This is a genomic window from Candidatus Vicinibacter proximus, from assembly GCA_016713905.1.
GTDB lineage: Bacteria > Bacteroidota > Bacteroidia > Chitinophagales > Saprospiraceae > Vicinibacter > Vicinibacter proximus.
Genome location: JADJOE010000001.1, coordinates 312,580 through 339,301 on the forward strand (window position 1 = coordinate 312,580; position 26,722 = coordinate 339,301).

The following is a 26,722-nucleotide window of genomic DNA, read 5'->3' on the forward strand; positions in this document are numbered from 1 at the left end:
TTTAAACCAAGTAAACACCGAAAAATGAAATCAATTAATTCAATTATAATATTTGTAGTTCTGGTGACTCTTGGCCAATCTATTAAGGCACAAGATTATGCTGTTGCATTAAAAACTCCAGCTGTATATAATCACTATACTCTTAATCCTTTCTTGATTAATCCAGCACATACAGGATTTGAAAAAATAAATAGAATTGTTTTTAATTTTAGAAATCACTGGGCCGGTTTTGAAGGATCACCTAAAGGATTAACCCTTGGAATTAATGGTAGTCCAGCGGAAAACATGGGTTTAGGTGGAATCATATATTCTGAGAATTTTGGTGTAGCAAATCGATTCACAGGTCAGGTTAATTATGCCTATAATTTTAAAGCAACAGAAACCACAAAAATGTCCTTAGGTTTATCAGGTTCTTATATCCAGTACAGCTTGGACAATGAAGCGATCACAGATGGTTTGCATCAAGCTTCTGATGGGATAATAAATGCTGCGGTAAATGGAGAGAACTTTTTTGGTGCAGATTTAGGTTTTTGGGCTGATTTTTCTGATAAATTCAGGATAGGTATTACTTTACCTCAACTTGTTTTATCCAGATTGGATAACAAAAAATCAGATGAGAATAAGCCATTTAATTTTATTGGTTTTCTAGGGGTAAAATGGAATGTTCCATCTTATCGAATGAGCATAGAACCCTCAGTTTGCGTAAGAAAAATTAGTGATGTTCCTTTTGGAACAGATTTAAATGTGGTGGCTAATATGCTTGATGACCGATTGTTTGCTGGATTCACTTATAGCTTTGGCCCTTCGGACAGTAGGGTTTCATTTTTAGGCGGAGTAAGGGTAGAACAGTTTAGATTTTATTATTCTTATGATCAGTCATACCAATCCTTCCAAAGTTTCAATAATGGTTCACATGAATTAACCTTGTCATTTGATCTTGGCAAAGGCAAACAAATGTCTAAACCAAAAATGAATAACGGGGAGGAAAGTATTGGAGATGTAAAGAACTAAAAGGAATTAATTTCTATTCAAAAAGGAAATTATTATCAATAATATTGTGCCAATGAGAGCAAGGTATGCTAATGCATCACCAATTTTGCAATAGACTGTAACCGTTTCATTGAAATTACAAATTCCTCTTATTGCCGCATCTTGTCCATATTTTGTAGCCTGATGAATGTTGCCCTTGGGATCAATAAAACAAGATATTCCTGTATTAGCTGAGCGAGCAATAGGTTTTCTTAATTCTATCGCGCGTAATGCACCAAATGCAAGATGTTGTTTATAACCTGGGGTATTGTCCCACCAACCATCATTGGTCATTATAAAAATTGCTTGTGCCCCATTTTTCATATAACCTCGCATGTAATCACCATATATGGATTCATAGCAAATTACTGGTGCGATTTTAAAGTTATGATTTGATATTATGGATCTTTCTTTTTGAATGGCTAAACCAGCTGGAGAACCTCCCAGTTTGTCTACTAAGGGCTTAAGAAATGGCAAGAATTTACGATAAGGAAAGATTTCTGCCCCAGGAACTAGCTTTGATTTTCTATATAATTGGAAGCTAGAATCCTCTTTACTTATCTTTATTGCGCTGTTTTCCAGTTCATAAAATCTTGCTTCTGTGCTATTGCGAAAAGGCCTGGAGAATTTAGTAATTCCTTCATTTTTTTCAACAATTCTGATGCTTGTAATTCCCATTACGATACTAAGATTTTCATAATTGCTAATAAAATTTTGCCATTCCTGAATTCTGGTATCTGAGGACAATTCGTTTCTTCTAAAAATATTTCCAGGTGGATCTCCAAAACTTGTTTCCGGGAAAATTAAAAATTGGGTTGATGGACTCACTGCTTCTTTTGCTAACTTTCTAAATTTTTTTAATTGTAAATATTCAGGAACGCTAAATTTTTCATAATGTGGTTCTAGATTAGGTTGCACAATTCCAATTTCAACGGGCGTCCCATTAATTTTATAATTAAGAGATATAAAAAGTGAAATAAGTAAGGGGATAAAAAGCACACAGCAAATACTCCAAATCAGTTTTTTATGCGTAGAAAACATTGTCTGCCAACCAAGATTTTTATAAACAGAAAATATTTTATAGAAAAGTATATTTGATAATAGAATCCAGGAGGTTCCCCCGAAAACACCAGTAAATTCGTACCATTGAATCCATGAAGGCCAAGAAGCAAAGCAATTACCTAAAGTGAGCCAAGGCCATGAAATTTCCCAATTCAAATGGATCCATTCAAATGTCATCCAAAAACAAATTAGGGCCCAGTAGTTGATACTATTCTTATTTTTACTCAATTTAACTGCCCCCCACCAGGGGATTAGCATAAAAAATGAATTAAGCCAAATAGCTACCATACCTGGAATGAGTGCAGCATTTGCAACCCAGTATGTTGCAACAATATTCCAAATAACAAATGTATTAAAAGGGAAAAAGAGAGTCAGTTTATTGAATTTATCCTTTAAGTATAATAAAGGAACCCAAGCAACAAAAATGAGTGGTGTCAAGCCAAATGGTGGAAAGGAAAGTGCAAAAAACAAACCAGAAAGGCCAGACCAAAGAAAACATTTAATGTATTCAGACGGGTTAGGCTTGAATTTATAAATTGACAGAACTACAGTTCCCCAAAGTGAAGAAAAGAAAAGGAGTGGCAGATGTCCCCATAAAGGAAGATTATACATTTTCCACCCTGAAAAAATTAAGATTATTATTAAACAAAATAAGGAGGGAAAATACCAATGTTTTATTCTGATCAAAGTAAGAAATTTAGTCAGAAAATTACATATAAAAATTAGTTTCTAGATATATTTTAGCATTTTAGATTTCGCAAGAGTATAATACCTTAAACCATTTTGATTATATAATCATCATCCATTTAAATTGACTCTTTTTATTTTTTTAAAAGTTAACTGCCAATGAAAGTTTTAAACAATGGCTTGTAATAGGATTACAATATAACTGGAAGTTATTTATCCATTGGATCCCGATAAAAAATTTAGAAAATTTTTAAGGTCTTCAAAATTGTATATTGCTCTGATTTGAGCATTACATCTACTTATTTCTGGTGCGAGAAAACCAACAAAGACTGGAGTAATATTTTCAGGAACCTTTTGTATACAGTGTAATAAGTCCTTCGCATAATTGAGAGTAGGTTCTTCATTTACAAAGCATAAAATGAATTTAGCTTTGTAAGTTTGAGCTGCTTCAACTATGTCTTTTACATCGGAATCGTTGCTCATATACAAGGAAGGAATGGATCTCTGACAAAGTAAATATTCGATAAAGAAACGACTTAGCTGTTGATTTTCAGTTCCAGGCATTGCCAGGATGAACTTATTTTCATTGAGTTTTGGTTTATCTTCAAATAAGATAATTTGTTGAATAATTTTTCGCTTAATTAATTGCATGGCAAATTCTTCATGAGCTTTCCGAATGGAACCTCCCAGCCACATGTCATGAAGTTTGTCTAATAGAGGCATCAACAATTCTTCAAAGGTCTGATCAAATCCATGTTGCTTTATATGCCTATCAATAATGTGAATAAATTTTGTTTGGTCAAGATGAATAATACTAAGCGTTAATGCATCAATAGAATCCACATTAAAGGAAGCGACATCACTTAAGTGTGCTACTATATCTTCAATTTCATTATCAGGCATCATGCTGATAGAAGAAATTTTGTACCCTTTATGATTCAATAATGCAATACTGGTAACCTTTTTAAGGTCATTATCGTCATAATATCGAATATTTGTAGTAGTTCTTTTAGGATGAATAATGTTAAATCGCTTTTCCCAAATACGAATGGTGTGGGCCTTTATGCCGGTTAATTTTTCTAAATCCGTAATTGAATATATGGCCAACTTTATCCCTGATTTGTTGCAAAGAGGATAACATTTAATCTATTTTTTTGTTTAACTGAATGTATGAGGAAGGAGTTTATCAATATAGGAATAGTGTGTTACCCAACCTATGGTGGAAGTGGTGTTGTTGCTACAGAGCTGGGTAAAGCTTTGGCCGCAAAAGGACATCAGGTACATTTTATTTCTTATAAAAGACCAGCCCGACTTGGCTCTTTTCAGTCGAATGTCTATTATCATGAGGTTTCAACCAGTGAATATCCTTTGTTTGATTTTAAGCCATATGATACTGCATTAACAAGTAAGATAGTTGATGTTTCTATTCACCATAATCTCGATATACTACATGTTCATTATGCAATACCTCATGCTATAATTGGATTTGTAGCCAGAGAAATTCTTGCAAAAAAGGGTAGAAGGGTACCGTTAGTTACAACGCTACATGGTACTGATATAACCTTGGTTGGTGTTGATGGGTCCTTTTATCCAGTTGTTGAGTTTAGTATAAATGAGTCAGATTGTGTTACTGCAGTTTCTGCATCTCTTAAAGACGATTCAATAAGAGCATTTAATTTGACGAGAGAGATTGAAGTTATTCCCAATTTTGTTGATTCAACAAGATTTAAACCAATTGATAATCAATATCTTAGATGTCGTTTTGTAAGAGAGAGTGAAAAAATTATCAGTCATATTTCAAATTTTAGAAAGGTTAAAAGAATAGAAGATATCGTCAAGTCATTTTTTGAAATTGACAAAACAATACCCTCAAAACTATTACTCATTGGGGATGGGCCTGAGCGTTCTGGTTTGGAGGATTTAGTGAGGGAATTAGGTATTGAAGAGAAAGTATACTTTTTGGGTAAACAAGATGCTGTGGAAGATCTTCTGGCAATAACCGATCTTTTTATGTTGACCTCAGAACACGAGAGTTTTGGTCTTTCAGCCCTGGAGGCAATGGCATGTGCTGTTCCGGTTGTTTCATCTAATGCTGGGGGATTACCAGAGGTGAATGTTGAAGGATATTCAGGGTTTAATTGTCCTGTGGGCAATGTTCCCGCTTTCATTGATGCGAGTCTAAAGATTTTAGGTACCAAGAAGAAACATGAACAGTTTAAATCCAATGCTTTACAGCAATCCATGAAATTTGAATTAAGCAAGATTTTACCGATGTACGAAAAAGCATATTGGAAAACCTTGGATAGAATTTAAGATTGATTTGGAATCTTTGCTGTCCTTTAGAGTTTATGAAGTTCAGCATTTACCTTTGCAGAAAATTAAAGATATGGCCAATCGAAAGGATTTGTATGATGGACATGATTATTACAATCTTGATGAATTTCTTTCTGAGGAGCATTTGCTTGCCAGAGAATCTGTAAGAGAATGGGTAAAACAGGAGGTCACACCATATATTGAGCAGTATGCTGAAAAAGCAGAGTGCCCAACTCATTTATTTAAAGGCCTTGCAGAAATAGGAGCATTTGGACCAAGTCTTCCGGTGGAATATGGTGGAGGAGGGATGGATGAAATCGCATATGGAATTATTATGCAGGAATTGGAGAGGGGTGACTCTGGTTTGCGTTCCATGGCATCAGTCCAAGGTTCTCTGGTGATGTATCCCATTTTTAGATTTGCTTCGGAAGAGCAGAAAATGAAATACCTGCCAAAGTTAGGTGCAGGAGAACTAATAGGATGTTTTGGGCTTACAGAACCCGACTTTGGTTCTAATCCTGCCGGTATGGTCACAAATGTTAAGGATGATGGAGACTGTTTTATTTTAAATGGGGCTAAAATGTGGATAACCAATTCCCCCGTGGCAGATCTTGCAGTAGTTTGGGCAAAGAACGAAGAAGGAGATATTTTAGGAATGGTGGTTGATAGTGATTCAAAAGGTTTTTCTGCACCTGAGATGCATGGAAAATGGTCATTAAGGGCCTCTATTACAGGTGAATTAGTTTTTGAAGATGTTAAGGTCCCCAAAAATCAAGTTTTTCCATTGGTCAAAGGGTTGAAAGGACCCTTATCTTGTTTGTCAAAAGCCAGGTATGGAATTGCCTGGGGAGCCATTGGGGCAGGCTTGGATTGTTATGATACCGCTCTTAGATATTCAAAAGAGAGAATTCAATTTGGAAAACCATTGGCCTCATTTCAGTTGACCCAAAAAAAATTAGCTGAGATGATAACAGAACTTACTAAGGCTCAGCTTATGGTTTGGAGGTTGGGAAAACTTGCAAATGATGGGAAAGCTACTCCTGCACAAATTTCAATGGCCAAGAGGAACAGCGTTATTACAGCACTAAATGTAGCAAGAGAATCCAGACAAATTTTAGGAGGAATGGGCATTACCAACGAATATCCAATCATGCGACATATGATGAATCTTGAAACCGTCCTTACTTATGAAGGGACTCATGATATCCATTTACTTATAACAGGCATGGATATAACAGGCATTAACGCATTTAATTAATTGGAATTAGATAAGCTCGCTTTAATCCAAAAAAAAAGGTTTATCTTAAGTAATCATTTACTAGAAGAAACGGCTTTTGATTTTTTTATAATGGGATCGATAAAAAGACTCCCCATAATGATCATAACACCCACATAAAAGAGTCCGTTTAATTGCTTATGCTCCTGAAGAAAAACAATTGATAGTATAATTCCATATACCGTCTCCATGTTGAATGCGAGCATAACTGAAAATGCGGACAAGAATTTCATTGCTTTCAACGCCAACACGTAAGCAAAAACGGTACAAAATAAAGACAATATGAATAAATAAAACCAGTCACTGGAGGAAGGTAAAAATGTATTTTCCGGTTTAAACCAATAAAATCCAGGTAGAATAAAGCTAATAAATAACCAAACTGACAATAACTCTATCCAAGTTATGAGAATTGGATCCGCTTTGGTAATGTGCTTCTTATTATAGCTAGCAAAAAGAGCTGACAAAGCAGCTGCTAGTAAACCTACGAAAAAGCCTAATCGAAAATTATCGGGAATACTTTGGTTAATCATTAAAATGCCAGGGATAGTTAGTAATCCTATAAGAGCGTCTTTCCACATAATTGCTTTTCTACTTGTCCAAGCTTCAAAAAAGGCAGTCAGGACAGGAATTGTTGCCAAACAAATCATAGCGACTGAGGCGTTTGCAAGCTTTATGGATCCATAAAAGCAAATCCAATGCAAGGCAACTAAAATTCCAATTCTTCCAAAAATTATAAAATTACCTTTATTAAACTGACGAAAAGCCCCATTATAAAGCATATACGGAATGAGAAGAAGCCATGTTAGTAATGCACGCCACCAAACTAATGTGATAGCTGGAAGTTCAATTAATTGTCCTAAAATACCTGTAAATCCAAATAGAAAAACGGCAAAATGAACATAGAAATAAGATTTTTTTTCAGACACCATAAATAGCTCTTCGCTAGAATTTTATTGATATGAGGAAACCAAAGGCGTATTAGACTAAATAAAATTAACTCCTCTTAGCTTAAATATGAGGCAAATATCTATTTTTGCGTGCTTTAATTTGAAGGGGAATGAAAATTTTAAATATTGGTGATAAAGCACCTGGATTTACAGTTGTTTCAACAGACAAACAAATGGTAAGTCTTTCTGATTTTGCAGGTAAAAACGTTTTACTACTGTTTTTTCCTTTTGCTTTTACAGGAACATGTACCAAGGAGCTATGCATGATAAAAGATGATATTGCAAGATATACAACCGTCAATGCTCAAGTAGTTGCTATATCAGTGGACAGTCCACATTGTCTCAAAAAATATAAAGAAGAATTACAGTTACCATTTATAGTGCTTTCTGATTTTAACAAATCAATTTCGAATTCCTATGGCTGCTTGTATGAGGAGTTCTTTCTAGGTCTTAAAGGGGTATCTAAGCGATCGGCTTTTGTTATAGACAGTGAGGGAGTAATAAAGTATGAAGAAATTTTGGAAAATGCAGGAGATATTCCTAATTTCGAACTTATAAATCAAACCTTAGCTTCATTAAATTAATTTATATGATCAATTCTACTCCAGAAATATGGAAGGATCTTGATGAAGAAGTTCTAATTGAAGATCACGCAGGGGAAGTATCAGAAATCATTGTATATAATGATGACGTGAACACATTCGATTGGGTTATAGAATGCTTTGTCGATGTATGTAAACATACTTTTGAGCAGGCAGAGCAACTTTCATTGATGGTTCATTTTAATGGGAAAGCAAGTGTTAAAAGAGGGGCTTTTGACACGCTTAGACCTATGAAAGAATGTTTGTGCGAACGAGGTTTGTCAGCAGTGATAGAAAAAATTAAAGTTTAAGCTCAATGCCGGTTTTCAAAATACCGGACAATAAAATTATTTTTCCACACCCTACTTTCGCTAATAGAGATGGCTTACTTGGAATAGGTGGTGATCTAAGTGAGCAGAGATTAATTTTAGCATATCAGAATGGAATTTTTCCCTGGAATAATGAAGGAGAACCCATCTCTTGGTATTGCCCTGTCCCGAGGCTAGTTCTTTACCCTTCAGAAATTAAAATAAGTAAAAGCATGGAGGTTTTATTGAGGCGTAATAAATTTCAATTTACTGTAGACCAAAATTTTAAAGAAGTAATTGCTTTATGTGGGCAAGTCAACAGAAACGGACAAAATGGAACCTGGATTTATGAGGAACTGGAAAAATCATTTTTGTCATTACACCTAGCAGGGTTTGCACATTCTATTGAAGTATGGAAAGAGGATAATTTGGTAGGAGGATTATATGGCCTTGCTCTGGGAAAAATGTTTTGTGGTGAGTCAATGTTTTCTTTGGTCTCTGATGCATCCAAGTTTGCACTTATAGTTTTATGTAAGATATTAAAAGAGAATTCTTTTGAGTTAATAGATTGTCAGCAGGATACTAATCATTTGAGGTCAATGGGCGCAGACTTGATGGAGGCGGAGGAATTCTTTTCATTTTTAGAGAACAATAAATTACATCCTCAAATCAAAGAATTTTGGAAAAAATATGACCAAAAACAAACACTTAATTAGTTTTGGCAAAAGGACACAACATTAAACCTACCTGTTTAGGTTATCCATTTACTGTTACCTAAAATTTCAAAATATTCAACATCTTTTTAAGGATACTTATTAATTCTGCAAAGTTCTTTAAGTATGTTTGAGAGGGCTTTTAAAATAAACAATTAACCTAAACAGTTGTAGATCTCTCCTTGTCAAATTAAGTTTACCAAATGAGATCGACAATACAAGTAAAATATTTCAAAAAAGGTAAATAGAAATATTTTATCTAGAATTTTACACAAACAATATTAAGACTTCTTCTTTATGAATGCAAAGTAGATATTTACTTGAGTGCAAACTTTTATAAAAATGACAGTAGCTTCTTTTCTAATTCATGTTCATCACCAGGTGTGTATCCGGAATGAGTATAAAGGATTTGACCATTAGCATCAATTACAAAAGTCTGTGGAATTGATTGAAAGCCTAATTTTTTTAGACTGTCCTTATTCACATCTGAAAGAATAGTGTAACTCCAGCTTTTTTGTTGGACCATTGGCTTTACTTTATTAACTTGTTGAATATCATCAATAGTAACAGCAATTACCTCAATTCCCTTTTTTTGCCATTCTGAATAATGACTACTCATGGCATCCAGCTCTTTTTTACATGGAGAACACCAAGTAGCCCAAAAGCTGACCACAGTGAGTTTATTTTTAGAGAATTTTTGATTTAATTCAAATGCCTTTCCATCAAGAGTTTTTAAACTTAAAGTCGGAAACTTGCTATGAACAGGTGTGAAAGAGAATAAAACTGATGAAAATATTAAAGAAAAAAGAACAAGATTTTTCATGAAGCACTAAGTTTTTTATTCAAACGTAAAATTCAATTAAAATTTCCATTAATTTGGGGCTTCTAAAAAATTTTAACGAATGATTAACCTATTCAGAAAACTGTTCATAACCAAGCTATTAGTATTTGTTTTTTGGACTGTTGGCGCACAAGAGTCACTATTAATTAGTGGCGGTTTTCAGACGAACGGTAATTTATTCTTGAGAGATAGTGCAATTGGGGCTGCTGGAATTCCTCAATATGATTATCAGCTTTTTGGAGCAGAGTCTTGGTTGGACTTGAATATGTCTTATAATGGGTTTAATGGGGGAATAAGATTTGATCTTTTCAATAATTCAAATCTACTAAATCCACTTAGTTCATATACAGCGCAAGGAATTGGAAGATGGTTCATCAATAAAGAAATTGACCGATTAGATTTAACAGTAGGTTACTTATATGACCAAATTGGTTCAGGGATTATTTACAGAGCGTACGAAGAAAGGGCACAATTATTAGATAACGCACTTTTAGGGGTTTCAGCTAAATATAGAGTGGGAGAACAGTGGAATGTAAAAGCGTTCACCGGTAAACAAAAGAATTTATTTACCACATATAATTCAATTATCAAAGGAATTTCAATAAATGGCTTTTATCAGCCCAATGATTCTTCGATTTGGTCAATAGCACCAGGGGCAGGTTTTGTAAACAGAACTTATGGGGACGCTATAGTAACAGACCTCACGAACATTTCTGCAGGGTATTTAGTTAAGGATCAGTTTATTCCAAACTATAATACCAATGCATTTACCTTATTTAATACCTTCCATATTAAGGAATTTAGTTGGTATGCGGAAGCTGCATTTAAACCAGATGATGTTTTTTATGATCCAAACGCAGTACGAGCTTTACCTAAGGGAGAGTCCAGTATAGGTAAATTTGTGAAACGTAAAGGATCAGTATATTATACAAGCCTTGGTTATGCTGCACATAATTTGGGCATTACCATTGAAGGGAAAAGAACGGATGGTTTTGATTTTCGTGCGGAGCCGCAGTTAAGTTTGAATCGCGGATTGGTTTCATATATTCCTCCGATGGCCAGAATTAATACTTATCGATTAACGGCTTATTATTTTCCCGCCACACAATTTCTAAACGAAATGGCTTATCAGGTTGATCTCAAGTATGGCCTGGGAAAACATTGGAACTTTTCTGTCAATTTTTCAGACATTCGAGATCTAGATTTTAAAAGAGAATTTTATAAGGAAATCAATGCGGAGGTAGTTTTTAAAATGGAAGAAAAATATCAGATATTAGCCGGGATTCAACATCAGAGGATGGATATAGAATTGTATTTTGGGAAGGGAGGAGAAGAAGATGTAAGGACCATTACCCCATATTTGGAACTTTTATATTACATCAACGAAAAAACTTCATTAAGAATTGAATCCCAGTATATGCATAACAAACATGATATTGGTTCTTGGGTATATGGATTAGTTGAATTAGGTATTTCTCCACACTGGATCTTCGAATTGTCTGATATGTATAACACCTATTCCCCGAAAGGAAACAAAGCTCTTCATTACCCTACAGCCGGGATGGTTTTTAACTATGGAAATAACAGATTTGGACTGAGATACGTTAAACAGATTCAAGGAATTGTATGTTCTGGTGGTATCTGTAGGTTGGAACCTGCATTTAGTGGTTTTAGGGCATCAATTACTTCAACGTTTTAATTTACAATTTATGAAAAAGATTTATGCTTTAGGATTTTGTTTGATCAATATCTGTACACTATTATTGTTAGAATCATGTGCGGATTGGGAACAACCAATCCAATTGCCTACAAGTGGTGGAATTAAGTCTTCAAGGGTTTTATTGGTGGAAGAATTTACAGGAGCTTCATGTCCGAATTGCCCTTCAGGTACGGCTGAACTCAATGGGATAATAGATAAATATCCTGACAATATTGTTGCAGTTGGAATTCATTCCAATTTTTTAGGAGCGCCAGCTACACTTGGAGAAGTCGATTTAAGAACTCCAGAGGCACAAGCTATAGAGACATTTCTTGGTGCTTGGCTTGGAAAACCAGAAGCTGCGTTTAACAGAAGGAAATTTAATAACCAAAATGGAATTAGAATAGGTAAGCCTGACACTTGGATCACTTTTGTAGAACAAGAGTTGAAAGAAATAAATGAAGCTGAACTTAAGATTAGCAATAGGTATGACTCAACAACTCGAGAATTAGAAATTACCTTAACCGCCACAGCATTGCGCACCATTTCCAAACCAATCTATATTCATGCATTGATAACTGAATCTGAAATTTCAGCTTCTCAGAAAAATCAAACTGGAGTATTAAAGGATTATGTGCACGAGCATGTGTTGCGCAAGCTACTCACCCCAGTTGCGGGAGATTTATTGATAAATTCACTAGAAGAAGGTAAGAGTGAAAGTAAAATATTCAAATACACCCTACCTGCAGAAAACAAATTATGGGTTGCAGAACATTGCTCCACGGTTGGATATTTAAGTTATTCCGAGCAGGAAAAGTATGTGATTCAGGCCGCAGAAAGTAAAATAAAATTATGAGGTTTTAAAAGTTTATAAAAGTGCAGCTCCAATTACACCCGCACTATCACCAAGTTTTGGTTTTGCAAAAATGGTTTTGAGGTCATTATTGAAGAGATGTTTTTTAACTTCCGGTTTACCCTTTTCATAAAGCACATCAAGATTACCTAAACCACCACCAAATACTATAATGTCCGGATCAATTATGTTAATAATTACAGCTATCGCTTTACCAAAATAATGAATTAATCTATCTATGGTTTGAACTGCATAGTCATCGCCAGATTGGTACAAGCTATAAATATCTTTCATGGACTTTTTTTCACCGCTGATTTTTGTAAAATACTTTTCAGTCCAGGGTCCGGCAAGAAATGTTTCTACACATCCCCTTCTACCGCAGTAACACATTTCACCTGATTCATCTAGACAATTATGTCCCCATTCGCCACTGATTCCATGTTTTCCATTTAGAACTTTACCATGAACCACAATTCCTCCTCCTACACCAGTGCCCATAATCACACCAAAAACAGATTCAGGATTTATTACATAGTCCGGGACAACCCCAAGATGTGTTTCTGCCATCGCGAAACAGTTTGCATCATTAGCCATTCTGACTTCGATACCTAAAAGTTTTTCTAAGTCTTTTTTCATGGGTTTCCCAATAATACATTGGGTGTTACTGTTTTTTATCAGTTGGGTATCTGTATCAATTATACCAGGAGTGCCTACCCCTATTCTAATAGGTTTTTTGCCCGTTTGTTCTCTTAACATATCTACCAATTTTTTAAACTGATTTAAGACATGTTCATAACCTCCTTCTTGTTCAGTAGGAACTCTAAGGCGACTGATAATATTAAAATTAGGTTTTGATTGCAATACTACACCCTCAATCTTGGTTCCACCCATATCAATACCCCAACAAAGATCCGACATAAATTTTTTGTTAAGGTAAGGCAGTTCTAACAAAATCTCATGATGAAATAAATTTTATTTAATTAAATTCTTGAGTTTAAGGGATTTAATTTAATGAAATAAATTTATGAAATCTAAAATTACTTTTTTCTGAAATCGCCTCTTTTCCAAGCTTTGAAAAATTCTATCCAAGCCATAGGATTTAAAATTTGCATGGGCTTAAATTGACCAGCGTAGTAATATTTTTGTGCATTTTGAGAAAGGTATAAGCTGGAAGTTTCACGACCATCAGCGGGTGTGATTTCCATTAATCTTCTAATTTTATCCTGAGCTAAGTTTGCTGCAGCAATATCTTCCATGCTTTTAGATATATCCATTGCAAGAAACTCTTGGCGGAAAAACTCCCTGTCCGGCCATGGATAAACAACAGTTTGTGGCAGAAATATAGTATCTCTGGTCATAATTTGAAAAATAGTATAATGGTCTTTATGAAGACTGTCTGGAACGGTAAAATATGCCGGTTTAAATCCAATATAATTGAATACCAGGGTATCCCCATTTTCTACAGCAAGGGAGAAGAAACCCTTTACATCTGAATAAACTCCCCTGCTGGTGTTTAAAATACTAATTTCAGCAAAGGGCAATGGTTTTGGTTCTCCATCAGAATCAGTCATGACCATACCAGATAATTGGACAAGTCTATAATTTTGGGTAAACACATAATTAGGCCACCAAAAAAGAAAAGCAATAAATAAAACAAAAACTCTCATTTTCCTGAAGATAACGTAAAGATAAAACAGATATTCTATTGGGCATCAGTGACTATCTACTAGAGTCGTATATTTACCTTTTAATAAGATAGCCAAATGTTAAAGTCGTTTCAATCCATTCAGATTTTTTTGTATATTTTTTATACTTTCAATCAAATTGGTGCACAGATTAAAAGTGGACCAATGTTGGCCTATGTAGAATACAGAACTGCCAAAATATGGTGCGAAGCAGAAGGAGGTGCTAATTTAATACTTAAGTATTGGCCAACCAACCTACCCAGTCAAGTTAAAGAAGCATATGTAACAACCCACAAAGCATTTTCTTTTGAAACTTTTGAGTATGATTTGGTAGATCTGATTGCAGGGACAGAATATAATTATCAGGTTTTTAATAAGAAAACAAAAATTCATGGTGCTAATGGTAGCTTTAAAACACAGGAAATATGGAAATGGAGAAAATCTGCACCAGACTTTAAATTTTTAGCTGGTAGTTGTAATTATGTAAATGATGTGGAGTTTGACAGACCAGGTAAACCATATGGATCTGATTCAATCATCTTCACAACGATGGCAAAGGAGAAACCAACTTTTATGCTTTGGTTAGGAGATAGTTGGTATACAAGAGAGCCAGACTTTCAAAGTAAATGGGGATTATGGTATAGGGCATCTCATGATCGGGCAACTCCCGTTGTACAACAATTTTTAAAATCAACTTCCCATATTGGCATTTGGGATGACCATGATTATGGTCCAAATAATGAAGGTATCTCATATCATTTAAAAGAGGAAGCCAGAGAAGTTTTTAAAGCATATTTTCCAAACCCAAGTTTCGGTTTTCATGGGAAAGGTACCTATACTAAAGTCACTTATTATGATGTGGATCTGTTTTTAATGGATAACAGAACGTGGAGAACTTCAGATAATATGAACCCATATATTGGAGATAAGCCAAATCCCGAAAAGAAAATGTTTGGGCCAGAACAAATGAGCTGGTTAAAGAATAGTCTACTTAATAGTACAAACACATTTAAGATAATTGTAAATGGATCTCAATCTCTTAATAAAACCTCTTCAGGAGATTGCTGGGCTAATTATCCAGTTGAATTAGAAGAACTCTTGGAGTTTATAGAATTTTACAAAATTAATGGTGTGCTTTTTCTTTCTGGAGATAAACATATCAGCGAAATTATTAAACTTGAAAGACTTAATTCATATCCGTTGTATGATATAACGACTTCGTCCCTTACAGCTGGAATTAGTAAAGTTTGGGGACAAGAAATAAACAATCCCCTCAGAGTAAATAATATCCTTTTAGAAGAACATAATTATGGTAGATTTTCAATATCTGGACCAAGTAAAGAAAGAGAGATTAAAATTGAATTTGTAGATATCAACGGAAAATCACGAAGGGAATTTGTCATCAAGGAAAGCGATATCAGCTATAACAAGAAATAATCATTCTTTATGAATTGGTATAATTGGATTATTATAATACCTATACGTCTTTATCAACATTTACTTTCTCCTTTGCTAGGAAAAAATTGCAGATTTCGGCCTTCATGTTCGAATTACATGATTGAGGCTGTTAATGAATGGGGTATTTTTTATGGAGTTTTTCTTGGTATAAAAAGGATTAGCAGATGTCATCCATGGGGCGGACATGGAGATGACCCGGTACCAAAACGAACTAAATAATAGAATTATAAAGGGTGTCTCACTACACTTCTCCCCTATTATGTTGTTTCCAAATATTCCATATAAGTTTAAATGGTATAAGTAAAATTCCAATTAGACAAGATATTGAAAAGAAAACCATTTGGCTTCTTATATATATAGCCATTGAAATTTGTTCCCTTTCTGGAATATCATTAAGTATCTCTTGAATTCCAACTTCGTCAAGAAAATTTTTAAAATCAGAAAATGCATAAATCCCATAGAAAAAGATTGGAATCATTAGAAAGATTAATGCAATTTTTAAAATTTGAATTCTTGCGTAAGGAGTCAAATGCCAAAAAAAAAGCCATCGCAAACCAATAAAGAAACCGATTATGAATAAGAGGTTGCTTAAATAAAAATCATATGGAATTTTGAAGTAATAAATAGGAAACAAAATAATAATCGAAAGGAGTATAGAAAAAAACCACCAAATACCTTCCGATCTAAGTTTAACCAAAGTTGAATTCAAAATAAATTTTATAAATTTTTTATACTAATTAAATATTCTCCTCCAATGATTTAAAAAGTTGATTAGGATCTTCCTTTTTTAAAACCAAGGCAATGATGGATGAAATTATAAAGTATATCAAGAAAGAAGACGCCAATATGATCATCAAGTTTCCAAATCCAAATGGATTCTGTTCCTGAATTCTCTCTATAGCTTTATCTGCTTCAATATCTCCCATGTTAGCTCTAAAATTTTCGATAAGTTTTATTTGAGCTTCTTTTTGTTGCTCAGCTAATTCTGGATCAATATAGTTATATAAAACAGCCATAAATAATACGGAAATAATTCCATAAACAATAGAGCTAACCCAACATGGAATCAAAGCTTCTTTCCAGGAGATAAAGCCACCCAATTTTTTCCTAGTATCTAGTCCAGAAAAATACATAAATACAATACCAATTAAAAACAAAACAATACCAACCCCAAAGTTTTGAATCATATTATGGTCAAACAAATATAAAACTAGGGTTAATACTACATAAACTGCGGACCAAATTAGTCCATACCGAATAGCAATAGTGTGTTTTTCCATTTTCAAAAAATTTAATTGATATATATTTTTTTATAGAAAGTTCCTAACACCTTACCCCGTAGGGTTTTAGAAATACAAGGACTATTTTTAGAAACTGATTTTATATTTTCCAAAGAATAATTCCAACTTTTAGTGGGATTAAACCAAGTAATGTTAGCTATATTACCCACTTTAATACTGGCATCAGTTAAATTGAATATTTTTCTTGGATTTATAGATGCTTTTTCCACCCACAAATCAGGATTTATTTCATCTGAAATAAATGTTTGGCTTAAAGCAAAAGAAGTTTCTAGCGAAATAGCGCCAAAGGCGGCAGCTTGAAATTCAAGATCTTTTTTCTCAGGATTCATCGGTGAATGGTCACTGACAATAATATCGATTGTGCTATCTTGCAAGCCTTTAATTAGATCTAATCTATCTTTCCTGGATCTAATCGGGGGCATTAGCTTCAAATTTTGAGAAAAGGATATTAAATCAGAATCTTCAAACACCAAATTAAAAATAGAAACAGAACTAAAAAGTCCGGACTGTTTTTTCTTTGCAGATCTTAAAAGGTTAACAGCTTCGGAGGTAGAAATTTTGTGAATCATTAATCTGGATTCAGAATATTTTAATATTTCCAAATCTCTAAGTACAGCAGTTATTTCGGCTAATGATGGAATCCCTTTAAGCCCAAGATATGTACTCGATTCCCCTTCATGCATTTGTCCAGAACCACCCAATTCCTGTTCATAGGAAGAATTGAGAATTATACTCTCAGGTATGTTCTTAATGTATTCTAGCGACCTTAGTAAAAGACCAGTTTTTTGGATTCCGCTGCCACCATCAGAAAATGCAACAGCGCCAGCTTCGTGCATTTGGAGAATTTCAGCCATTTCAAGAGATTGGGTATTTTTACTAATCGCGCCTATTGGGTGAATATCTATATTCAAATCCTTTGATCTGCTTTGAATAAAATGGATTTCCGATTTTGAATGTAATGCTGGCTTTGTGTTTGGCATACAACAAATGGCAGTATATCCTCCTGAACTTGCAGCTTCATTTATATTTAAAAGGGTCTCTCTTTCTTCAAAACCTGGTTCTCCTGTATAACATCCTACATCGACCCATCCGGGAGAAATGCATGAATCAGGTTGATTGAAGATTTTAACATTTCTTGGGGTGTCAATAGAAGTGGCAATTTTAAAAATCAACCCATCTTTGATCCAGATATCACGAACTTTATGGTGTAATTTATGACCAGGTTCAATAATTTTGACGTTTTTTAATAAACAATTCATATTCATGTATTCTTCCAAAGTCTGATCAGCAGGCTTTCCAAAATTAAGAATAAAATACTCCCTAGTACCAAAATCCACCAAAGAGATTTTTTGCTTTTGGATTCTTTAATGACTATACCTAAATCTGTTATACTTTTTTCGTTGATTATCTCCGCATTTATACCAAAATATTCATTTAGTATATCATCAGAAATCCTTTCCATATTTGATTCTAATCTATTTTCATTAAAAGCGATAAGATCGATAACTTGATCTTGGTTTTTAACTTCATAAATACCAGGCTTTTTTATTTGGTCGTATAGTTCATAAGCCCACTGATTTCCAGCTACTCTTATAGAGGGAATGAATTCTTCCGGACCCGAAAGTGAAAATCCTTTCTCAGGATTTGGAAATTCCTTAGACTTGGGCAACAAAATTACATCATCTATACCAATAGTGTAAGCTAATTTTATTCTTGCATTTCCACTTATTGCTGCTTTGAAAAGAAAAGGAAGTAAAATTTCCGGGCTTTTTATCAAATTATTGTAATCTTCAGCAATTGGAGAGGCAACTGTGTATATATACCCATTGTTTGCTCTTGATTTCATTAAAAATGGGGAACCGTCACGATAACTAAGAATGGTTTCAGAGGATAAACCATTACTCAAAGTATATTGGCCTTGGGTGAAAGGTAGTTTAAGGTTAGCCTTAGGATTGGTGAATACATCTGAAAACAATTCACTTTCAAGATTAATTGAACCGACTTCTTTTCTTGTTTTGTCAAAGTTCTTAAAGGATGATAGACCAAATTGATTTTCTAAACTTTGATAAGCTTGAGGTTCTGCTTCAGGTTTTGGAAAAATGATGATGTTTGTCCCATCTGAAGAGGCTTTATACAATTCCTTCGTAAATCCTGATGAAATTTCATTTAAATCACATAACACAATCAACCTGAAGTCACTAAACTTACTATAATCTATTGAACTAGAACTTACCAGCATTGGTTTAAAATGGGGTATAGCTGCTAGGGCATTGAGCATAGACTGGGGTAAAATATTGTCATAAATTACCAAAACTTTAATTTCCTGATCCACTCGAAAAGCAGCATGGTATTCATCATCAAAAAGGATTGGGTAGTCCTTGATTTTTAAAATGAGTTTTTGATATGGGGAAGTATCTACATAGACTTTTAAGGTGTCAGATATGGTTTGTTGAGCATTTAAATTTAAACTGGTATGAGGAAATTCTTGACCGTTCAACAAATAGCTAACACGGACATTTTGAATAGGATTATTTCCATGATTAGTTAGGCTAAAAACTAATAAATTTATTTGATCTGGTATGATGACAGGTGAAATAAAATAAGCACTATCAAGACTTAAATTGTTTTCACTAATTCTTTGCAGTGGAACCAAATGGTAGTTTACGGTGGAATCAATTTGTTCTGAAGTAATGTCTATTATTGATTTTTGGAAATCGGATATTATATAGGATTCCTTTTTAAAACCCTCTACTCCTGACAAAGTTTGACTTTGTTTTTTAAGAATCTTACTCATTAGATTAACCACAGGTCCCTCATCGATTTCCTGGATTGCAGAGATGGCATCACTTTTTGAAAGTAGCCTAAGCTGTTTGCCACTTAAATCGTGACTCAGGATTTGAAATTTATCGTATTCAGTATAGCCATTTATAATTTCAACAGCTCTTCTCTTTGCTTGTGAAAACAAAGAACCCTGCTCTGATTCGGCACTCATGGAATGGCTGTTGTCTATAAAGATACTGACCGCATTCAATTGGGTATTTTCCTTATTTCCTTTAGGAAAATATGGTTGTGCAAAGGCCAAGATTAGCGCCGATAAAGCCAATAGTCTCGATAATAGGATTAACAGATTTTTTAACTTATTTCGACTAGAGGTTTCTTCGACCAGTTCTTTCAAGAACCGGACATTGGTAAATAGTACCTTTTTATACCGTTTGAAATAAAAAAGATGAATAACGACAGGAAGAGCCAAAAGGCTCAAGACCCAAAGAAATCCGGGAAATAAGAACTGCATGTTCTGTTTAACGTTTGAAGGCGTAAAACTAATTAATTATCGGTCAAAATATTTTTGTGAATACAGAAATCTATAAAAAGATTTGGCTCGTTATAACAAACAAAAGTTCTACAATTACGCATTAAAAAATAATTTAATATTAATTTTGTAATTTTGTGCTCTATGATAGCATATATAAAGGGTATTGTTACAGAATGTGCTCCAACTCATGTTGTAGTAGAAGCCGGCGGAGTGGGTTATCAGATTTTTATTAGTCTGAGTACCTTCAGCCAGATAAATGGCTTAAAGGAATTGAAAATACTTACTTATGCCCATTACAAAGAAGATGGCCAGAGTTTGTATGGTTTTTATAAAGATGATGAAAGATCTCTTTTTGTGCACTTGATTTCTGTAAATGGCGTAGGACCCAATACTGCAAGACTCATTCTTTCTTCGCTAGATACTTTGGCACTTAGGACTGCAATAATTAGTGGTGACGACACAACATTTAAGAGGGTCAAAGGGATAGGTCCCAAAACTGCTCAAAGAATAATTATTGATTTAAAAGATAAATTGACCAAAGATTCAGTCCATGACTTGGGATCTTCATTTATTTCGACTTACAATCTCAGAAAAGAAGCTCAATCCGCATTATTAGCCCTTGGATTTGGGAGGCCCCAAATTGAACAGGCATTGAACCGGATTCCTGCGCCTGTATCCGAAGGTATGAGTTTAGAAAATATGATAAAGGAAGCTTTAAAAAATTTATCATAAAAGCTTATAAAATATACCTTTTGCGCAAAAATATCGTTCTAATTATTCCTTTTTAAAAAGTCGGGAGTTTTTTGTTCCAGAATATGAGAAGTTTTTTTTTAGTTTTATTTATATGGATTTTATCTGAAAGGGTGCTATTAGCAGGAGGCAAGGAGCTTCCAGAACCGATACAGATGAATAATAAGCCTTATTCCGATACTATTCCGTTTAAAGACAGAACAGGCAGTTTTACCGATCCAGACGCAAAAAACCCATTTGATCTAAAGGACCCTAAAGTAATAGACCAAACTATTGAATATGATCCGGTGACAGGTCAATATCGTGTCACAGAAAAAGTAGGGAATGATTATTACAGGCCATCTACTTACATGAGTTTTGACCAATATATGGCATTCAAATCCAAGCAACAAGACAAAGAATACATGAAGTCTCTTGCAGGAATTAGCTCAGGCAAAAGGAATCTGAGTGGACTTGTAGATCCAGTTAGCAAGATAGATATTAAGAGGAATTTGGTTGATCGGTTGTTTGGAGGTTTGGGAATTCAGATAGAGCCAAGGGGTAATATAGACATGACAGTAGGTGGTTTTTATAATTTTACCGATATCCCCAATATTCCAATCCGACAAAGATGGCAGGCCGGGCCTGATTTTGATATGGATATTCAAATGGAAGTTGCAGGAAACATTGGTGATAAGCTAAAATTGAATACCAATTATAATACCCAATCTTCTTTTGATTTTGAAAATAAGCTAAAGCTTGAGTACGATAGTGAGAAATTTTCAGAGGATGACATAATCAAAAAAATTGAAGCAGGAAATGTCAGTTTACCTTTAAGATCCACCTTGATTAAAGGAAGTCAAAATTTGTTTGGATTCAAAACGGATTGGCAGTTTGGTCATCTGCGATTGACGGGCTTAGTATCACAGCAAAGGTCAAGACAAGAGAATATCAAAACCAAAGGGGGCGGAGTTGTTCAGGATTTTCAGATCAGACCGGATAATTATGACGAAAACAGACACTTCTTTCTGAGTCACTATAACCGAGAAAATTATGAAGTATCTCTTTCCAATCTTCCTGAGGTCAATAGTCAATTCAGGATTAAGGACATTGAAGTTTGGTTAACCGAAGATGGCCAGAATTCTAGGGAAACTAACGTTAGGGATATAATTGCCTTAGCTGACCTAGGTACTCCGGATGGATTACCTTTTGATATGTCGGCTAGTCAACAATCTAAATTTCTTCCCGGAAAAGCGGTTCCCAGAGACCTTCATGGAAAACCATTGCCCTCCAATACTTCAAATCAACTGTTACAACAAATACTTGCCCTTCAGGGGTCCAGAGATTTGAATGAAGTGGTAAGAGTACTCTCTGATCCAAATGGTCTTAACCTTTTACAAGGTCGGGATTTTGAAAAAATTAGGGCAAAAAGACTAACCCCAAATGAATTTACATTTAATCCTGATTTGGGATTTATTTCCCTTAGAGTACGACCACGACCAAATCAAGTTCTTGCTGTCGCTTATCATTATACCTATAATGGAAAGGATATGGACCCAAGGACTCAAACTCAACTTAAAGTTGGGGAATTTTCAGCTGAAGTAAAGTCAGATTCGCTTAACTATAAGGTGATGTTTGTGAAGATGTTAAAATCATCCAACCAAGTTACCTTCCTTCCGTCTTTTGATCTGATGATGAAAAATGTTTACCCTATTGGGGGCTTTAATTTGAATCAGGAAGATTTTAAGTTTGACATTTTTTATGAATCTCAAGACGGAGCTCAAAGAAGATTTATTGAAGAAATAGATGGATATCCGTTATTAAACCTCTTTCAACTTGATAATTTAAACAGGACAAATGACCCTCAACCCGATGGAATATTTGATTGGGTTAACGGTCAAACTATAATTCCCAGCAGCGGAAGTGTTATTTTTCCAGTTTTAGAGCCCTTTGGATTGTCTTTTAAAAACTTATTATCAAAGCTTGAGTTTCTAAAAAACGATCCAGTGAAGATAGAAGCCATATATAAAAAGTATGCCTATCCACAACTTTATGACACCTCTGTAACATCAGCACGTCAAAATTTACAATCCAACCAATTTATTCTAAGAGGAAGTTATCGTGCCGGGAAATCAAATGAAATTCCTCTTAATACTTTTGGGTCTGACCCAAATGCTAAGATAATTGTACGTGCTGGATCATTAGTTTTGACTGAAGGAATTGATTATACTGTTGACCGAAGTTTGGGAAAAGTGACCATTCTCAATGAATCTTTATTACAGTCAAATACCAATATTAGTGTGGATTTTGAAAATAATGCACTTTTCAATTTCAATACCAGAACCATGCTTGGTTTCAGAGCTGAATACTCAAAAAGCAAAGATGTATATGTGGGGACTACATTTATGAAATTATTTGAAAGACCTTTCACCCAAAAAGTAAATTTAGGTGAGGATCCAATAAATAACAATATATATGGCCTTGACTTTGGAATAACTAAACCGGCACCCTGGATAACCAGGACATTAGATAAACTTCCACTTTATAGTACTAAGGATCCATCCAGATGGTCACTGCAGGGGGAAGCTGCTTTACTCCAGCCTGGTTATTCAAGAGCAATTAATCAGGATGGAAGTGATGGAGGCGTTGTATATATAGATGATTTTGAAGGAAGTTCGACTGGTATTGGCTTGTATTTTAATACCACTCAGTGGATTCTTGCAACGCCACCAACATCAAACCAAGTAGACGGAAACCTTGGTGGAAATAATGTATATAATAACTTTTATACAAGTTCAAATAGAGCACTCTTATCATGGTATAGAATTGATGATTTTGCAAGAGTTGGGGCCCCAGATGCAGCATCTACCTATTCCAGACTGGTGGATGAGCTTGAGATTTTTCCTCAGCGACAGCGACCAGTTGGATTTGCCACTGAACTAACATTTGACCTTACATATTATCCTTATGAAAAAGGTCCTTATAATTATGAACTTCCCGAGGGAATTAGAAGTGGAGATTCTACCTATACGACAAAAGGGTTAAATTCAGATAATACATTAAAACAACCAGAAACCAGGTGGGCAGGGATAATGTCTAAACTGAATACCAATGATTTTGAATTGGCCAATGTTGAGTATATAGATTTTTGGTTGTTAAATCCATTTTTGCCAAAAGCCAATGGAAGTAAGATTTCAAACAGTGGCAAGCTATTTTTTCAATTAGGGACTTTTTCGGAAGACATTTTAAAGGATGGTAAACAACAATTTGAACACGGATTGCCAACCCCAAATTTAAATCTACCAACGGATAATAGTATTTTTGGCAAAATCAGTAGAAAACCTCCGGTAACTAATACTTTTGAAGTCAGAGACAGAGAAACCCAAGACTTAGGTTTGGACGGATTGAATAGTATAAATTCAACTCAAACACAAACAGAGCGTAGTCATTTTAATGATTACCTTGAAAGAATGAGGAATTTTCTGGACCCTCAGGCTTTTAACCAAATTCAACGAGATCCATCAAACGATGACTATCTTTCCTATAGGGATAATTCCTTTCCAAATGGAACAACTGTACTGGAAAAATATAAAAGGTTTAATATGCCTGAAGGCAATTCACAAATTGATTTAGGAAACCAACAATCCACTGCATATACGGCAACTCCGGATATGGAGGACCTTAACTTTGATAAGTCACTGAATGAAATTGAATCATATTATAGTTATGAAGTTCCAATCAATAATGTGAATAATAGTTTGGGACGCAATCCTTTTATTACAGATTCTGTAATTGTTTCTAAACCTTCTGGAAATGAAACTTGGTATAGGTTTAGAATTCCTATTACAAGGTGGAATTACAAAGCTGGCCAAATAAGTGATTACAGATCAATCCAATCTATGAGATTATTGATGACAGGCTTTGACGAGCAAATTACTTTCCGGTTGATAAAGTTTCAATTAGGTAGAAATACCTGGAGAAGAAATTTTGACAAAGCCTGTACAAATGATATACCTGAAAAGCCACTAATATTAGATAAAATAGATATTGAAGAGAACTCTTCAAAGAGACCTTTCAATTATGTCTTACCAAAAGGAATTCAACGAGAGCGTTTTTTTAGTACTCAGTTTGCTGATTTATTTCAAAATGAAACAAGCCTTTTATTAAGAAAGGAAATATTTCCTCCAAGATGTGAACAATCAGTTTTCAGAGTTATAGATCTTGACATCAGGCGGTATAAGAGACTTAAAATGTTTTGCCATACAGAAAGTTCTATGAATTTGCAAAAGGGGATGTTTCCGTATTTATTAGATTGGGTAAAGATTTTACTCAAAACTATTATGAATATGAAATACCAGCACGAATTTCACCACAAGGCAACATTAGTTTTATTAAGGACCAAGATACTATTTGGCTTAAAGAGAATGAATTTGATTTTCCTTTACAAGCATTAATTGATTTAAAAAATAAAAGAAATCTTAATAACATTCCATACAGTACCGTATTTTCAATGCCAGATCCTGATAAACCTCAGAATACGATAAAAATTGTAGGTAATCCAAACATTGGATTGGTTCGAGGAATACAAATTGGATTTCGAAATAATACAGACACACTTATTTCAGATTATGAAGTTTGGGTTAATGAGTTGCGCTTAACTGGATTAGAAAATAGAGGAGGGTTTGCTGCGTTGGCAAGAGGTGAGGTACAACTTGCTGACTTAGGTAACTTGAGTCTTGCTGGTAGTTATACTTCATTGGCCTGGGGAGGTATAGATCAACGATTGGCAGAACGTTCTCTCGAAAAAATTCAGCAATATGATGCAACGACAACTTTGGAACTGGGTAAGTTTTTACCTAAAAATGCCAATGTTGTGATTCCATTTAGTGCACAATATTCACAAGGCACAAAAACTCCCGAGTTTGATCCAAATGATCTTGATGTTAAATTAGAAGACAAGTTCGATCAAGCTTTAAATAAACAACAAAGAGATTCAATTAAAGAGAGGGCAGTTGACTATACACGTGTAACCGGATTTGCATTTAATAATGTACGTAAAAACAGAGCCGGTGGGGCAAAACCAAAACCTTGGAATATTGAAAATTTTAGTTTGTCTTATGGACAATCAACTACATTAAAAAGAAATCCAATTGTAGCTGAGGATAAAGAAAATATAAAAAGGGGAGGAATAGATTATAATTTTAGTCTGACACCTAAATACATAGAGCCTTTTAAGAAGATTGTAACGAATAAGAACCTTAAATTTATTTCGGATATTAATTTTAATTTGGTACCAAATTCATTTGCTCTTAGGAATAACCTTGACAGAAGATATTCAAATAGGATTTATAGATTTGCTGCTCCTCAATATGCAACTTGGGAGAATGTTAAGTTTATCTGGTTAAGAGATTATAATCTTAATTGGGATCTGACTCGATCTATTAAATTGAATTTCAGTGCTCAGAATGAAGCAACAGTAGACGAAATTACTTATAACCCACTCAGGCAATCTTATGTTGATCCTTTGAGTAACGAATTAGTTTCCAGAGCAGAAAAAAAACCATTTTTATATAAGAATTTGGGAAATTTTGGAAGAACAAGAGATTATAAACATAGCCTTGGTTTAAGTTATGCACTTCCGACAAGATTAATTCCAATATTGGATTGGATTCAAGTAAGAGGACAATATAATTCTACATTTAATTGGGCTTCAGGATCAATAAGAACTATAGATACATTGGGAAGTGTAATTTCTAATTCTCAAACCATTTCATTAAGTGGTGAATTTAACTTGGTTTCTCTTTATAATAAATCAAAATACCTAAGAGGAATAAATGGAGAGAACACACCTGGTGGGAAAAAGAAACCGACTCCTTCAAAAGTTCCGAAACCTAAAAGCCTGGAAGAAGGAAGTAAAAATGAGTTAA

Annotated in this window: 22 protein-coding genes; 12 read left to right on the plus strand and 10 right to left on the minus strand. The window is 34.4% G+C overall.

Annotated elements, in window-relative coordinates; genetic code table 11:
- Positions 1 to 24 precede the first annotated feature (24 nt).
- Positions 25 to 1,011, plus strand: coding sequence for a PorP/SprF family type IX secretion system membrane protein (locus IPJ83_01260; GenBank protein MBK7879175.1), 987 nt, complete (start codon positions 25 to 27; stop codon positions 1,009 to 1,011).
- Between the two features lie 6 nt (positions 1,012 to 1,017).
- Here the strand turns inward: IPJ83_01260 and lnt are convergent, their stop codons facing one another.
- Both lnt and IPJ83_01270 read right to left on the minus strand, forming a co-directional pair.
- Positions 1,018 to 2,703 carry an apolipoprotein N-acyltransferase gene (lnt, locus tag IPJ83_01265; protein ID MBK7879176.1) on the minus strand — a complete coding sequence of 562 codons (1,686 nt, stop codon included), beginning with the start codon at positions 2,701 to 2,703 and terminating at the stop codon, positions 1,018 to 1,020.
- Between the two features lie 288 nt (positions 2,704 to 2,991).
- A complete protein-coding gene (locus tag IPJ83_01270) occupies positions 2,992 to 3,885 on the minus strand; it encodes a MerR family transcriptional regulator (GenBank protein MBK7879177.1) in 894 nt (297 codons plus the stop codon).
- Between the two features lie 78 nt (positions 3,886 to 3,963).
- Between IPJ83_01270 and bshA the strand changes: the two genes are divergently transcribed.
- Together bshA and IPJ83_01280 are read left to right on the plus strand one after the other, a co-directional pair.
- Complete coding sequence (bshA, locus tag IPJ83_01275; protein ID MBK7879178.1) at positions 3,964 to 5,091, plus strand: N-acetyl-alpha-D-glucosaminyl L-malate synthase BshA; 1,128 nt, start codon at positions 3,964 to 3,966, stop codon at positions 5,089 to 5,091.
- Positions 5,092 to 5,164: 73 nt separating this feature from the next.
- Positions 5,165 to 6,349, plus strand: coding sequence for an acyl-CoA dehydrogenase family protein (locus tag IPJ83_01280; protein MBK7879179.1), 1,185 nt, complete (start codon positions 5,165 to 5,167; stop codon positions 6,347 to 6,349).
- A gap of 53 nt (positions 6,350 to 6,402) precedes the next feature.
- Here the strand turns inward: IPJ83_01280 and IPJ83_01285 are convergent, their stop codons facing one another.
- Positions 6,403 to 7,296, minus strand: coding sequence for a DMT family transporter (locus tag IPJ83_01285; protein ID MBK7879180.1), 894 nt, complete (start codon positions 7,294 to 7,296; stop codon positions 6,403 to 6,405).
- 128 nt (positions 7,297 to 7,424) lie between these two features.
- On the opposite strand from IPJ83_01285, the gene IPJ83_01290 reads away from it, so the two are divergent.
- Genes IPJ83_01290 through IPJ83_01300 form a run of 3 tightly spaced genes read left to right on the plus strand, consistent with a single transcriptional unit; the run spans position 7,425 to position 8,919 of the window.
- Positions 7,425 to 7,898, plus strand: a complete 474-nt coding sequence (locus IPJ83_01290) for a redoxin domain-containing protein (GenBank protein ID MBK7879181.1) — start codon at positions 7,425 to 7,427, stop codon at positions 7,896 to 7,898.
- Positions 7,899 to 7,903: 5 nt separating this feature from the next.
- Positions 7,904 to 8,206: an ATP-dependent Clp protease adaptor ClpS gene (locus IPJ83_01295; GenBank protein ID MBK7879182.1), complete on the plus strand. Its 303-nt coding sequence runs from the start codon at positions 7,904 to 7,906 to the stop codon at positions 8,204 to 8,206.
- A gap of 5 nt (positions 8,207 to 8,211) precedes the next feature.
- On the plus strand, positions 8,212 to 8,919 hold the full coding sequence (locus tag IPJ83_01300; GenBank protein ID MBK7879183.1) for a leucyl/phenylalanyl-tRNA--protein transferase: 708 nt from the start codon (positions 8,212 to 8,214) through the stop codon (positions 8,917 to 8,919).
- 331 nt (positions 8,920 to 9,250) lie between these two features.
- On the opposite strand, the gene IPJ83_01305 is transcribed toward IPJ83_01300, so the two are convergent.
- Positions 9,251 to 9,739, minus strand: a complete 489-nt coding sequence (locus IPJ83_01305) for a TlpA family protein disulfide reductase (GenBank protein ID MBK7879184.1) — start codon at positions 9,737 to 9,739, stop codon at positions 9,251 to 9,253.
- A 79-nt stretch (positions 9,740 to 9,818) separates the two neighbouring features.
- On the opposite strand from IPJ83_01305, the gene IPJ83_01310 reads away from it, so the two are divergent.
- Both IPJ83_01310 and IPJ83_01315 read left to right on the plus strand, forming a co-directional pair.
- Positions 9,819 to 11,456, plus strand: a complete 1,638-nt coding sequence (locus IPJ83_01310; protein MBK7879185.1) for a hypothetical protein — start codon at positions 9,819 to 9,821, stop codon at positions 11,454 to 11,456.
- Between the two features lie 10 nt (positions 11,457 to 11,466).
- Positions 11,467 to 12,312, plus strand: a complete 846-nt coding sequence (locus IPJ83_01315) for an Omp28-related outer membrane protein (GenBank protein ID MBK7879186.1) — start codon at positions 11,467 to 11,469, stop codon at positions 12,310 to 12,312.
- A gap of 12 nt (positions 12,313 to 12,324) precedes the next feature.
- Here the strand turns inward: IPJ83_01315 and IPJ83_01320 are convergent, their stop codons facing one another.
- Complete coding sequence (locus IPJ83_01320) at positions 12,325 to 13,227, minus strand: ROK family protein (GenBank protein ID MBK7879187.1); 903 nt, start codon at positions 13,225 to 13,227, stop codon at positions 12,325 to 12,327.
- A 119-nt stretch (positions 13,228 to 13,346) separates the two neighbouring features.
- A complete protein-coding gene (locus IPJ83_01325; GenBank protein MBK7879188.1) occupies positions 13,347 to 13,976 on the minus strand; it encodes a carboxypeptidase-like regulatory domain-containing protein in 630 nt (209 codons plus the stop codon).
- 96 nt (positions 13,977 to 14,072) lie between these two features.
- Here IPJ83_01325 and IPJ83_01330 point away from each other — a divergent pair, with 96 nt between their 5' ends.
- Positions 14,073 to 15,431, plus strand: a complete 1,359-nt coding sequence (locus tag IPJ83_01330; GenBank protein MBK7879189.1) for an alkaline phosphatase family protein — start codon at positions 14,073 to 14,075, stop codon at positions 15,429 to 15,431.
- A 9-nt stretch (positions 15,432 to 15,440) separates the two neighbouring features.
- Positions 15,441 to 15,671 (plus strand): membrane protein insertion efficiency factor YidD, encoded by a 231-nt coding sequence (gene yidD / locus IPJ83_01335; protein MBK7879190.1) that lies wholly within the window; start codon positions 15,441 to 15,443, stop codon positions 15,669 to 15,671.
- A 22-nt stretch (positions 15,672 to 15,693) separates the two neighbouring features.
- Here yidD and IPJ83_01340 read toward each other — a convergent pair whose 3' ends face one another.
- The 4 genes from IPJ83_01340 to IPJ83_01355 are packed head-to-tail and all read right to left on the minus strand — an operon-like array spanning position 15,694 to position 20,045.
- Positions 15,694 to 16,161: a hypothetical protein gene (locus tag IPJ83_01340; protein ID MBK7879191.1), complete on the minus strand. Its 468-nt coding sequence runs from the start codon at positions 16,159 to 16,161 to the stop codon at positions 15,694 to 15,696.
- A 28-nt stretch (positions 16,162 to 16,189) separates the two neighbouring features.
- A complete protein-coding gene (locus IPJ83_01345; protein MBK7879192.1) occupies positions 16,190 to 16,732 on the minus strand; it encodes a DUF4199 domain-containing protein in 543 nt (180 codons plus the stop codon).
- An 11-nt stretch (positions 16,733 to 16,743) separates the two neighbouring features.
- Complete coding sequence (locus IPJ83_01350; GenBank protein ID MBK7879193.1) at positions 16,744 to 18,012, minus strand: amidohydrolase family protein; 1,269 nt, start codon at positions 18,010 to 18,012, stop codon at positions 16,744 to 16,746.
- 2 nt (positions 18,013 to 18,014) lie between these two features.
- Entirely contained in the window at positions 18,015 to 20,045 is a 2,031-nt protein-coding gene (locus IPJ83_01355; protein ID MBK7879194.1) for a BatA domain-containing protein, read from the minus strand.
- A gap of 162 nt (positions 20,046 to 20,207) precedes the next feature.
- Between IPJ83_01355 and ruvA the strand changes: the two genes are divergently transcribed.
- Positions 20,208 to 20,798 (plus strand): Holliday junction branch migration protein RuvA, encoded by a 591-nt coding sequence (gene ruvA / locus IPJ83_01360; GenBank protein ID MBK7879195.1) that lies wholly within the window; start codon positions 20,208 to 20,210, stop codon positions 20,796 to 20,798.
- Between the two features lie 83 nt (positions 20,799 to 20,881).
- On the plus strand, positions 20,882 to 25,249 hold the full coding sequence (gene sprA, locus IPJ83_01365; GenBank protein MBK7879196.1) for a cell surface protein SprA: 4,368 nt from the start codon (positions 20,882 to 20,884) through the stop codon (positions 25,247 to 25,249).
- Positions 25,250 to 26,722 lie beyond the last annotated feature (1,473 nt).